This window comes from Lentzea sp. NPDC055074, from assembly GCF_053608005.1.
On record NZ_JBSGUQ010000035.1, the window covers coordinates 1 to 11856 of the forward strand.

General features: G+C 69.8%; 11 protein-coding genes. 7 read left to right on the forward strand and 4 right to left on the reverse strand.

The features are described 5' to 3' along the window. Positions 1-90: 90 nt before the first annotated feature. Entirely contained in the window at positions 91-1677 is a 1587-nt protein-coding gene (locus tag ACWF7A_RS43075) for a DUF885 domain-containing protein (protein WP_452256244.1), read from the reverse strand. Positions 1678-1680: 3 nt separating this feature from the next. On the opposite strand from ACWF7A_RS43075, the gene ACWF7A_RS43080 reads away from it, so the two are divergent. Together ACWF7A_RS43080 and ACWF7A_RS43085 are read left to right on the forward strand one after the other, a co-directional pair. Continuing rightward, positions 1681-2004, forward strand: a complete 324-nt coding sequence (locus tag ACWF7A_RS43080) for a hypothetical protein (protein ID WP_452256245.1) — start codon at positions 1681-1683, stop codon at positions 2002-2004. A 286-nt stretch (positions 2005-2290) separates the two neighbouring features. Then, entirely contained in the window at positions 2291-3139 is an 849-nt protein-coding gene (locus tag ACWF7A_RS43085) for an ATP-grasp domain-containing protein (protein WP_452256246.1), read from the forward strand. Here ACWF7A_RS43085 and ACWF7A_RS43090 read toward each other — a convergent pair. Beyond that, positions 3128-4444 carry an aminotransferase-like domain-containing protein gene (locus ACWF7A_RS43090; RefSeq protein ID WP_452256247.1) on the reverse strand — a complete coding sequence of 439 codons (1317 nt, stop codon included), beginning with the start codon at positions 4442-4444 and terminating at the stop codon, positions 3128-3130. The two genes, ACWF7A_RS43085 and ACWF7A_RS43090, sit on opposite strands and share 12 nt — an antisense overlap. 58 nt (positions 4445-4502) lie before the next feature. On the opposite strand from ACWF7A_RS43090, the gene ACWF7A_RS43095 reads away from it, so the two are divergent. Then, complete coding sequence (locus tag ACWF7A_RS43095; RefSeq protein ID WP_452256248.1) at positions 4503-5285, forward strand: alpha/beta fold hydrolase; 783 nt, start codon at positions 4503-4505, stop codon at positions 5283-5285. Here ACWF7A_RS43095 and ACWF7A_RS43100 read toward each other — a convergent pair. Further along, positions 5271-6848 carry a solute symporter family protein gene (locus tag ACWF7A_RS43100; protein WP_452256249.1) on the reverse strand — a complete coding sequence of 526 codons (1578 nt, stop codon included), beginning with the start codon at positions 6846-6848 and terminating at the stop codon, positions 5271-5273. The genes ACWF7A_RS43095 and ACWF7A_RS43100 overlap by 15 nt on opposite strands. After that, positions 6845-7255, reverse strand: coding sequence for a DUF485 domain-containing protein (locus ACWF7A_RS43105; protein ID WP_452256250.1), 411 nt, complete (start codon positions 7253-7255; stop codon positions 6845-6847). Before ACWF7A_RS43105 ends, ACWF7A_RS43100 begins: the two co-directional genes overlap by 4 nt. A gap of 334 nt (positions 7256-7589) precedes the next feature. On the opposite strand from ACWF7A_RS43105, the gene ACWF7A_RS43110 reads away from it, so the two are divergent. From ACWF7A_RS43110 to ACWF7A_RS43125, 4 genes are all read left to right on the forward strand, one after another. Further along, a complete protein-coding gene (locus tag ACWF7A_RS43110; protein ID WP_452256251.1) occupies positions 7590-10214 on the forward strand; it encodes a nitrate- and nitrite sensing domain-containing protein in 2625 nt (874 codons plus the stop codon). Further along, a complete protein-coding gene (locus ACWF7A_RS43115; protein ID WP_189155995.1) occupies positions 10211-10630 on the forward strand; it encodes a roadblock/LC7 domain-containing protein in 420 nt (139 codons plus the stop codon). The genes ACWF7A_RS43110 and ACWF7A_RS43115 overlap by 4 nt, the downstream gene beginning before the upstream one ends. A gap of 177 nt (positions 10631-10807) precedes the next feature. Next, the gene (locus ACWF7A_RS43120; RefSeq protein ID WP_452256252.1) at positions 10808-11179 is read left to right on the forward strand and encodes a DUF742 domain-containing protein; all 372 of its coding nucleotides are present in this window, start codon (positions 10808-10810) and stop codon (positions 11177-11179) included. 79 nt (positions 11180-11258) lie between these two features. Next, on the forward strand, positions 11259-11777 hold the full coding sequence (locus ACWF7A_RS43125; RefSeq protein WP_452256253.1) for an ATP-binding protein: 519 nt from the start codon (positions 11259-11261) through the stop codon (positions 11775-11777). Positions 11778-11856 lie beyond the last annotated feature (79 nt).

Genomic DNA, 11856 nt, shown 5'->3' on the forward strand with positions numbered 1-11856 from the left:
CTCATACCGGGCGTATTCGGGCGTTGCGGCGGTGCCGCCTCCGGGTCCCTCGGCCGCTACTGTCGCCCAACGAGACTTGCAGGACAGCGCCTAGTCCTCTCCGAGGGCGACCCGGCGCGCGAGCCCCAGCGGCAGCGCGCCGGACCCCGCGATCCGGTCGTGGAAGTCGCGGAGCGACCCCAGCCCCGCGGCCAGGTACTCGTCGCGGATCAGGTCGATCTCCAGTGCTCCGGTCAGGTACGACGGCGCCTGCGTCGGCCACGCGCAGTACCGCTTCACCTCGCCCGTCGCGGTGCCCGTTGTCAGCGCCGTGCGGGCCACCATGAACGACTCGGCCTCGGCGGGAGTCATGTCGCCGCAGTGCAACGCGGTGTCGACGATCATCCGCGCCGCCCGGAACAGGCGCGCCTCGACGTGCCCCATCAGGGCGCCCCGGGTGGTGTAGTAGCCGACCGAGCGCAGCAGCTTCTCCGAGTACAGGGCCCAGCCCTCGGAGAAGTACGACGTCCGGAACACCTTGCGCAGCGGGTGCGCGGGCCCCTGCGCCGCGAGCCACGCCGAGTGCCAGTGGTGACCGGGGTAGGCCTCGTGCACCGAGATCGTCGGCAGCTGCGACCGCGCGTTGGTGCGCAGGCGGTGCGTGACCTGCTCGTCCGACGCGCCGTCCGGCGTGAACGGCACGAAGAAGTAGCCGGTGCGCCTGGAGGTCAGCGGCGGCGGGCCGAGGTAGCTCGCGACCGACATGATCGCCCGCTGGAACGGCGGCGACTCGACCACCTGGCAGTCCTCGCCCTCGGGCATCGTCACGAGCGAGTGCTCGATCAACGCGGCGCGCGCCCGTGAGGTCTCCGCCTCGTACTCGGCGCGCATCGCCTCCATGGTCGGCGGGTGGTCGTCCTGCAACGACGTCATCACCGCGCGCCAGTCCGGCGACCCGGCCAGATCGACCAGCTCGGCCTCCAGCGCCGCGTAGGCGTCCTGTCCGCGCTGGTGCAGCTCCGGCGCCCCGTAACCGAGCAACTCCTTGTCCTGCAACAGGGCCGAGTAGAGCTTCTCGCCCATCCGCCAGTCGCCGCCCGCCCGGACGGCCAGGTCCTCGAGGAACACCACGTGCCGGTCGAACGCGTCGGCGGCGGGCCCGGCGGCCTCCACGAGCGTCGCGCGCAGCTCGGGGGACGACACCTGCAGCGGCAGCTGCTCCAGCAGGAACGACCGGCCCGTCCGCACCTGGCCGAGCGTGCGCAGCACGACCAGCGACGACGCCAGCGCCGGGTCGAGGTTCGCCTCGGCGGCGGCGAGGACCGACGGCACCTCGCGCAGCTTGGCGACGGTCGACGCGACGAGCTCCGCCTGCGGCAGCAGTCCGTGCAGGAACGGCCCCAGCAGGCCGAAGAAGATCATCCCGGAGTACTCGTGCGGGTCACGCCGCCAGCCGGGCCACGCCTCCATCGCGGACGCCCCGCGCAGCACCGACACGGCGAGATCCCGGTCCACCGACCTCGGCAGCGTCTCCAGCTCGGCGAGCCAGGCCTCCTTCTCCCTGGCCCGCTGCTCGAACGCCGCCGCGGAGAAGTCACCGAAGGTCGAGTAGTGCTCCAGCGAGCCCACTCCGGCCGCGTGCGCGGGGTGGTGGTCGAAGTACCAGGAGAGGAACGACGTGAGCGTGTCGGTGGTCACCCGATGGAAGTTACCCGGTGGTTTTACAGTGTGGGGGTGTCTGATCAAACCACTCAGAAGCGCATCGCCGAGTTCGTGAAGGCCCACGGCAAGCCGGACACGGCGGTCAGGGCCGTGATCGAGCCGATCGGCCGTGCCGGCGCGCGGATCGTGCTGGTCGGCGCCGACGGCGCCATGGGCGACGTGATGACCAAGGACGTCGAGTCCGCCACCAAGGCCGTCGAGGCCGCCGAGAACGTCGAGCAGGCCGAATGGGACCGCGAGACGACCGCGGCCACCAAGATCGGCCCCGGCCACCGCCGCAAGATGGCCAAGATGCAGTCCTGACATCTTCCCCGGCCGGAGCAGGGGGTTCCCGCCCTCGCAGGTGGGAGTTCCTGTTTCGTCGCGGCCTGCCACTCCGGTCAAGGCGAGGGACGGAGTACCGCCCAGTGGTCTCACGTCCGCTCCGCGGGCTTCGCGTTCCGCCAGCCCGGCGGTAGGCCCGATCGGCTTGGTTCTCGCCGACCGGGCGGTGGAGACCTCACCGATCGAGCGAACCCGTCCGGTGGGGAAGTGGTGGCACTTCACACCTTCGGGGCTGAAACCCGGGGCATCTACGAAGGGAAACCTCATGAGGGTCGTGCTCGTCTCCTGCGGCCTCCTGCCCGAGGGGGACGGCGACGAGGAGTCGCTCGTCGCCGCGTTGGTCCGCGACGGCGTCGACGTGTCGTGGCAGCCGTGGGGCGGGCCGGTGGACGCGGACCTCGTGGTCCTGCGGGCTCCCTGGGACTACACCGAGCACCTGGACGACTTCCTCGAGTGGTGCGAGGGCGTCCCCGCGCTCGCGAACTCGGCCGCCGTGGTCCGCTGGAACATCGACAAGTCGTACATGGCCGAGCTCGCCTCGCGCGGTGTGCCGGTCGTGCCGACCTCCGTGGTGCGGGCGGGGGAGGAGCCCGCGTTCCCGGACGGCGAGTTCGTGGTGAAGCCGGCGGTCGGCGCCGGGTCACGCGGAGCGGGCCGGTTCACCGACCACGCCGCTGCCCGCGCGCATCTCGAAGCCCTCGGCGTCAAGGTGCTCGTGCAGCCCTATCAGTCCAGTGTGGATGCTCACGGCGAGACCGCTCTGGTGTTCTTCGCGGGTGAGTACTCCCACTCGTTCCACAAGGGACCGATGCTGGCGCAGGGTCTCGCCGAGGCCGAGTCGGGCCTCTACGTCGAGGAGCGGCTGGGCAGCATCGAACCGTCTGGGCGCCAGGTCGACCTCGCGAACCAGGTCCTCGACGTGGCCGCCGAGCTGCTCTCGTTGCGGCGCGGCGACTTCCTCTACGCCCGCGTGGACGTCGTCGAAGGTCCCGACGGCGCACCGCTGCTGCTCGAGCTGGAGCTGACGGAGCCGTCGCTCGGCTTCCGGCTCACGTCCGGCGAGGCGGCGGCGCGGTTCAGCAAGGCGATCCAGGCGGCTGCTTCAGGCGCCTAGATCTGTTGGGCCGCGGGCGATGCCCGCGAGCACGTCCAGTGCCGTGGTCAGCACTTCGAGCGGTGGAGACGCCAGTGCCAGCCGGACGGCGTTCGGTGCCGCGCCGACCGCGAACGACGCCGCCGGCGTGACCGCGATCCCCTCGCGGGCGGCCGCGGCGACGAACGTGTCGGCGCGCCACGGCGGCGGCAGCTCCCACCAGCAGTGGTAGGCACGCGGGTCGGCGCGCACGGCGAACCCGGCCAGCCGGTCCGCCGCGATCTCCTGCCGTGCCGCCGCGTCCGCCCGCTTGGCGTGCTGGATCGCCGCCGCCGTGCCGTCCGCGATGTGGTGCGCGGCGACGTCGACGGCGAACCGCGGCGCCGTCCAGCCGCCGCCCCGCACGGCCGTGGCGATCTCGTCGACCAGTCCGGAAGGCGGCACGACGAAGCCGAGCGTCAGGCCTGGTGCGATGCGCTTGGACAGGCTGTCGACCAGCACCGTGCGGTCCGGGGCGAGCGCGGCCAGCGGTGGTTCGTCGGCCAGGAACGTGTAGACGGCGTCCTCGATCAGCGGGACGTCCAGTTCCTCCAGCGCCGCAACGACTTCCGCACGCCGTCGCGGAGGCATCGTGACGCCGAGCGGGTTGTGCAGGACGGGCTGGAGGTAGACCGCGCGCACCGCCGCCGCGCGCAGGGCGTCCGGCAGCACGCCGTGCTCGTCCATCTCCAGCGGTACGGCGGTGATCCCGAGGCGGCCGCAGATCGTGCGGACCACCGGGTAGGTCAGCGCCTCGACCCCGAGCCGTCCGCCGACCGGGACGAGCGCCGCGATGACGGCCGCGAGCGACTGCTTCCCGTTGCCCGTGAACAGGATCTGCGACGGTGAGGGGCGCCATCCGTTGCGCGCCAGCAACTCCGGGACCGCGGCGCGGGCGGCGGCGGTGCCTGTCACGCCACCCGCCTGCAACGCCTCCGCCAGCACGTCCGGGCGCAGCATCGTCGCCAGGCTCGAGGACAGCAGCGAGGATTGTGTTGGCAGCACCGGGAAGTTCAGCTGCAGGTCGACCAGCGCACCACCGGGGTCGGCGAGCGGGGGTTCCGCGGCCCCGGCCCGCACGAACGTGCCGCGGCCGACCTCACCGACGGTCAGCCCGCGCCGCGCGAGCTCGCCGTACACCCGAGCGGCGGTCGACGCGGCGATGCGTCGGCGCCGGGCGAACGCGCGTTGCGGCGGCAGTCTCGCGCCGGGCCGCAGCCGTCCGGACGCGATGTCCGCGGCCACCGCGTCGGCGATCCGCCGGTAGTCCTCCACGAGACGCTCCATTGCACCGAGAGCAATGTTTTGATTGTACCGAGCGAAACCCCTGGTTACGGTCGGGATCATGAGCACCGCGACCGTCAACGGCATCACCATCGGCTACGACGACCAAGGCACCGGCGAGGTGCTGGTGCTGGTGCACGGCCACCCGTTCGACCGCACGATGTGGCGTCCGCAGGTCGAGCACTTCAGCGCGAAGGGGTGGCGCGTGATCACCGCCGACCTGCGCGGCTACGGCGAGACCACCGTCGTCCCGGGCACCACCCCGCTGGACGTCTTCGCCGCCGACGTCGCCGGGCTGCTCGACCACCTCGGCGTCGAGAAGTTCGTGCTCGGTGGTCTCTCGATGGGCGGCCAGATCGTCATGCAGTGCGTCCGGGCGTTCCCCGAACGCCTGAAGGGCGTGATCCTCGCCGACACGTTCGCGCAGGCGGAGACCGAGGAGGGCCGCCGCATCCGCAACGAGATGGCGGACCGGCTGCTGCGCGAGGGCATGTCCGGTTACGCCACCGAGGTGAAGTGGAAGATGGTGGCGCGGCACAACCCCGAGGTCGCCGAGTTCGTCGCGGGCCTCATGCACAACGCCTCACCCGAAGGCGCGGCGGCAGCGTTGAGGGGCCGCGCGGAACGTCCCGACCACACCAGGACGCTGGAGACGATCACCGTGCCCACGCTGGTGATCGTCGGCAGCGAGGACGAGTACACGCCGGTGCAGGACGCCGAGTACATGAGCGAGCGCGTTCCAGGTTCGACGCTCGTCGTGGTCGACGGAGCCGCCCACATGCCGAACCTGGAACGCCCCGAGGTGTTCAACAGGGCGGTGGAGGAACTGCTAGCGCAGACCTGAGCCGATCCCGGTCAGGCCGCGCACCTCCATCTCCGCCTGCTTGGCCGGATCCGCCTTCTCCCCGCCGAGCACCGTGCCGAGGAAGCCGGCCAGGAACGACAGCGGGATCGACACGATGCCGGGGTTCGACAGCGGGAAGAACGCGAAGTCGGCGTCCGGGAACATCGACGACCTCGAGCCGGAGATCGCGGGGGAGAACACGATCAGCAGCACGCACGACGTGAGGCCGCCGTAGATGCTCCACAACGTGCCGCGCGTGTTGAAACGCTTCCAGAACAAGGAGTACAGCAGCGTCGGCAGGTTCGCGGACGCGGCGAGCGCGAACGCCAGGGCGACCAGGAAGGCGACGTTCTGGCCGTTCGCCGCGATGCCGCCGACGATCGCCAGCACACCGACGCAGACCGCCGTGATGCGCGCGACCCGGACCTCGTCGGCCGGCTCCGCCTCGCCGTGCTTGATCACGTTGGCGTACACGTCGTGCGCGAACGAGGCCGACGCCGTCAGCGTGAGACCGGCGACCACGGCGAGGATCGTCGCGAACGCCACGGCGCACACGATGCCCAGCAGCACCGTGCCGCCGACCTGGAACGCGAGCAGCGGCGCGGCCGAGTTCTCGCCGCCCGGCGCGTTGGTGATCTTGTCCGTGCCGACCAGCGCCATCGCGCCGAAACCGATGACGAGGATGCACGAGTAGAAGATCGCCATCATCCACGTGGCCCACACCACGGACTTCCGCGCCTCACGCGCGTTCGGCACCGTGTAGAAGCGCATCAGCACGTGCGGCAACGAAGCCGTGCCGAGGACCAGGGCCAGCGCCAGCGAGATGAAGTCGATTTTGGACAGGTCCGAGGCGCCGTACTTCACCCCCGGCGACAGCACGGCCTCGCCCAGCGGCGAGCGTTGCGTCGCCCGGTCGAGCATCGAGGAGAAGTCGAAGCCGAACTTGCCGATCAGGAAGATCGTCAGCATCGAAACGGACAGGATCAGCAGCACGGCCTTGATGATCTGCACCCACGTGGTGCCCTTCATGCCACCGACTAGCACGTACAGCACCATGACGATGCCGACGACCGCGATGATGATGGCCTGGCCGACCTTGCTGTGCACGTCCAGCAGCAACGCCATCAGGCCGCCGGCGCCCGCCATCTGCGCGATCATGTAGAAGAGCGAGATGACCAGGGTCGCGTTCGCCGCGGCCGCGCGCACGGGGCGCTGGCGCATGCGGAACGCCATCACGTCGCCCATGGTGAAGCGGCCGGTGTTGCGCAGCCGCTCGGAGATCAGCATCAGGCCGATCAGCCAGGCGACGACCCAGCCGATCGAGTACATGAAGCCGTCGTAGCCGTTCACGGCGATCGCGCCGGAGATGCCCAGGAAAGACGCCGCGGAGAGGAAGTCGCCGGAGAGCGCGATGCCGTTCTGCGTGCCCGTGAAACTGCTGCCCGCCGCGTAGTAGTCCGACGCGCTCACGTTCCGGCTCGACGCCCGGTACACGATGTAGAGCGTCAGCAGCACGAAGACGCCGAAGACGGACAGGTTGATCGCGGTGTTCGCCCCGGTCACGCGAGCTCCTCGTCGGTTTCCACGAGCGCGCGCACCTTGTCGACCTGGGGGTCGAGCTTCCGCTTGGAGTAACGCGCGTACGCCATTGTGATGATGATGGTGGTGACGATCTGGAGGAATCCCATCGTCAAGCCGACGTTCACCGTTCCGAACAGCGGAGTGCTCATGAAGCCGGCGGCGTAAGCGGAAAGCAATACGAACGTGACATACCAAGCGAGGAACAGCAGCGTCGCCGGGAGAATGAATCGCTTGACGCTGCGCTTCAGATCGAGAAATTCGTCACTCGTTTGGATGGCATCGAAATCGGGCTCACCGTCACCATCGATAAGCAATGAGTGATGTGGCTCGTCAAAGGTCGCGAAACCGGGGGTGGCCGGGCGTGACACGGAGGGCAGCGCCTTCGTCATCAACCGCTCGCATTCGTTACGGGGAGTGCCCGGCGAGGTTCCGCGCACACAGCGCGTCGAGTCCGGGAGTGGGAGGCGCAAGCGTAACCACGCGTGGCGGCGAGTCAATCCCTGGAGGCCACAGGACCACCCCAAAAGGTCGGGCGTCACACTGGGTGATCGATCGTGCACGCCCCAGGTCGTTGTCGCGTCACGCTCTCTGGCCTACTATCCGCTCACACCCGATACGGCTGATGGAGATATCGAGCTGCGGGGGACATCGACTCGCGGGGATTCACCAGGCCAGGAGGTAGCCGAAAGTGGGGCACTTCGAGCGCGCCGTGGGGATCATTTCGTGAATGTCGAGTGGAGAAAGATCAGCGACTGGCGCAACTGGCGGCTGCCGGTCAAGCTCGGCGTCGTGCTGCTGGTGCCGGTGGCCGTGGCGGTCGGCGCGGGCGCACTGCAGATCTCGGGTTACGTCGACCGGTCCGACAACTACGTGCAGATCCAGGGCCTGGTCCGGCTCAGGGCCGATCTCGCGCCATTGATCTCCAGCATCCAGCAGGAACGCACGCTCGCCGCGCAGAGCGCCACGAGCGGTTCCGGCGTCGGCGCCTACCAGAACCAGATCAGCGCCACCGACAACGCCGCCTCGACCGTGCGCCGCCGCATCGAGCGCACCGACGGCATCAGCGACGTCTCACGCCAGCGCTTCGCCGAGGTCGGCGGTCAGCTGGAGACGTTGAAGAACCTGCGCGAGAAGGTCGCGCAGGGTGGCGACGGCGGCGACCCGTCCGGCGGCACCTACGGCTACACCGCGATCATCAAGTCGTTGCTGGACTTCGAGCAGGCGCTCGTCGGCCAGTTCAACGACAACGCCATCTCCGGCACCGCGGTCGCGCTGCACAACATGGTCATCGCGCAGGAGCAGGTCTCGCTGCAGCACGCGTTCGTGCTGGCCGGGATCGGCCGCGGCAAGCTGCTGAGCCCCGAGGTGCGCGCGCTGGAGCAGTCCGACATCCGGCTGCAGGACCGCCTCAGCGACTTCCAGGCCATCGGCACCACCGAACAGCGCCGCACCTACGACCAGACCGTGACCGGCGCCGCCGTCGCGAACCGCACCGCCCTCGTCGAACGCGCGCTCACCCAGCCCGAAGGCACCCCGCCGCCCGCGACGCGCCCCGGCCAGCCCAAGCCGCCGCAGGAGTTCGGCATCGCCGTCGAGGACTGGAACAAGTCCTCCGGCACCACCGCGCGGCTGATGGAACAGGTCGTCCGCGAACTGCAGGACGAGCTCGCGAACACGGCGGGCGCGCTGCAGGACGAGACGTCCAACAAGGCCGGCGCCGCCGCTGTGATCCTGCTCGCGATGCTCCTCATCGCCGGCACGCTCGGCTTCGTCATCGGCCGCTACCTGCTGCGCTCGCTCTCGGAGCTGCGCCGCTCGGCCCTCGACGTGGCGCACCACCACCTCCCCGAGGTCGTCGCCGCGATCCGCGCCGACCGCAAGCCCGACACCGAGATCGAACCGGTGCCGGTGCACACCTTCGAGGAGTTCGGTCAGCTGGCGCGCGCGTTCGACGCCGTGCACGAGCAGGCCGTCCGCGGCGCGGTCGAGCAGTCGACGCTGCGCTCGGGCATGAAGAACATCTTCGTCAACCTCTCGCGCCGCTCGCAGGGCCTCGTCGAGCGCCAGCTCAAGCTCATGGAGGAGCTGGAGCGCCACGAGGAGAACCCCGAACAGCTCGCGAACCTGTTCAAGCTCGACCACCTCGCGACGCGCATGCGCCGCAACAACGAGAACCTGATGGTGCTGTCCGGCACCGACACGGCCCGCCGGTTCCACCAGCCCGTCCCGCTCGCGGACGTGCTGCGCGCCGCCGCGTCGGAGATCGAGCACTACCAGCGGGTCGTCGTGAAGTCGACGCCGTCGGTCGAGATCGTCGGCTACGCGGCCGGTGACCTCGTCCGCCTCGTCGCGGAGCTGCTGGACAACGCCACCGCGTTCTCCGCGCCCACCACCCAGGTCATGATCGGCTCGCGCGTCGACCAGCAGGGCGCCGTCCTCGTCGAGGTGGCCGACCAGGGCATCGGCATGGGCCCCGCCGAGCTCACCGAGGCCAACGAGCGGCTCTCGAGCGGCACCGACGAGGACGTGCCCGTCTCGCGTCAGATGGGCCTGTTCGTCGTCGGCAGGCTCGCGGGCCGCCACGGCATCACCGTCCGCCTGCGCGGCGCGGGAGAGGGCCGTGAGGGCCTGCGCGCGTTCGTGCTCGTGCCGGCGGAGCTCGGGCGCTCCCACGAGGAGACACCGGCGCCGTCCCAGCCGCGGCACGCCGCGCTGCCCCAGCCGAAGCCCGCCCTCCCCAAGCCACCGCACGTCGTCGTGAAGACGCCGAACCTGGCGCCGCCACCCGCGCCCGCGCCGACCATCGACCACCCGCGCGAGTCCGCCGAGTGGACCTCGTTCCGCGGCGCCGCGATCGACGAGTCGCTGCCGCAGCGCACGCCCCGCCCGGCCTCGGCCCAGCAGAACGGCGTGCCGCCCGAGTCGCCAAATGAGACGACGTCCTCGTGGTTCCGGGGCAGCGGAGCTTCGGGCGAACCGGTCAACGGTGATCATTCGGCGGCGCGGACCACTCAGGGACCCTCGCCGACGTCGTCACCGTCAGTAGTGGCATCCTGGTTCGGGAAGAAGCCCGGCGGGACCGTCTGGGAGCAGCCGGGAGACCCCGCGACGGACGCGGGGGAGACCGAGGCCGGGTTGCCGAAACGGGCACCGCGCAAGAACCTGCTCCCCGACCTCGCGGACCAGTCCGAGACCGGCCCACGCCCCGCCGTGAGCCCGAGGCGCGACCCTGAACGAGCACGAGGCTTCCTCGCCAGCTACCAGACGGGCCTGCGCCAGGCGCCGCTCGGCGGCATCGGGAACGGAAACGGCCAGGGGAACGGCCAGTACAACGGGGAGAAGGCATGAGCACGCCTCAGTCGCGCCAGGTCGACCAGTTCGGCTGGTTGATCACGAACTTCACCGATCGCGTGGCCGGTGTCGCCCACGCGATCGTGATCTCGGTGGACGGCTTGCTGCTCACCAAGTCGACCGGTCTGCCGCCCGAGCGCGCAGACCAGCTGTCCGCCATCGCATCGGGGGTCGCGGCGCTCACGACGGCCGCCTCACGATGCTTCGAAGGTGGCGGAGTGTTGCGCACCGTGATCGAGATGGACTACGGGATCATGCTCCTCATGTCCATTCGAGACGGGTCTTGTTTGGCGGTACTCGCCGCCCCCGACAGCGATGTCGGCCAAGTGGCCTACGAGATGACAGTGGTCGTCGACCAGGTCGGCCAGATCCTCACCCCCGAACTGCGAGCGCAGCTGCACAGCGTGAGGTGATCAATGAGCTCGTCCCCAGACGCGCACCGACGACGGAAGCGGGCCGAAACGCCCGCCGAGCAGACCTTCGCCGACCTGATGAACGGGTTCTCCCTGGACTCGGGCCGGAAACGGTCGCGCCCGACGGAGCAGGTGCCCGCGCGGGAAGCGACTCCCGTTGCGCCGCAAGCGGATGCGATGGCCTTCGAGTCGTCCGTTCAGGAGATCCAGGACTCGTCGATCGTTCGTGCATATGCCTGGACGGGTGGGCGCACTCGGTCCAACATCGACCTCCAGATCGAGACACTTGTCTCCGCCAATGATCAGAGTCGGCAGTCTGCAGGTATCTTGCAGGCTGAGCACCAACGCGTTGTCGAGCTGTGTCACTCCCCGCGATCCGTCGCGGAGGTGGCCGCACTGATGCGCCTCCCGCTGGGAGTCGTGAAGGTGTTGCTCGGCGACATGGCGGAACGAGGTCTGGTGGACGTGCACCAGACCGCTTCCGCGGGCGGTGACACGCCGGACCTCGGGTTGATGGAGAGAGTGCTTAGTGGACTACGTCGGCTCTAGATTTCCCGAATTCGGCCCTCCCGGGCCGCCCGGTCGGGAGCTGACCTCGGCCAAGGTTGTCGTCGCCGGTGGCTTCGGCGTGGGCAAGAGCACTTTCATCAGGTCCATCGTGGAGAACGATCTCCTGACGATGAGCTCGCTGGCGCCGGAGCGCGCCGGTGGTGTGACGGAGCTCGTGCGCATCCAGTTCGGCCGCGTGTGGCTCGATCCGGGCCTCGCGCTGCACCTGTTCGTGGCGCCGCAGTGGCAGGACCCGCGCGCGGGCTGGAACGACGTGGTGCGCGGTGCCGTGGGCGCCGTCGTGCTGTTCGACGTGATGCGCCCCGCGGACTCCGTGGACGCGATGCGGTACTTCGAGGACCACAACATCCCGTACGTGCTGGCGCTGAACAACGTGCACGCGTCCGTTCGGTCGGACGTGAAGGCGATCATCCGGGGGATGGGCATCTCGCCCGACGTGCCGGTGATGAACTGCGATCCGCGGGTGCGGCTGTCCGTCCGGGAAGCGCTGATCTCGCTGACCGAGCACGCGAAGCTGGACCGGTGGCGCCGCCGGCCCGGGCCGGACGAGACGACGCCGCTCGCGCCCGTGTGCTGACTTGGAGTTCCTCCGAGTTTCTCGGTTTTGAGCTGACAGGGCCAGGAGGCACTCGCCTCCTGGCCCTTCGGCGATAACG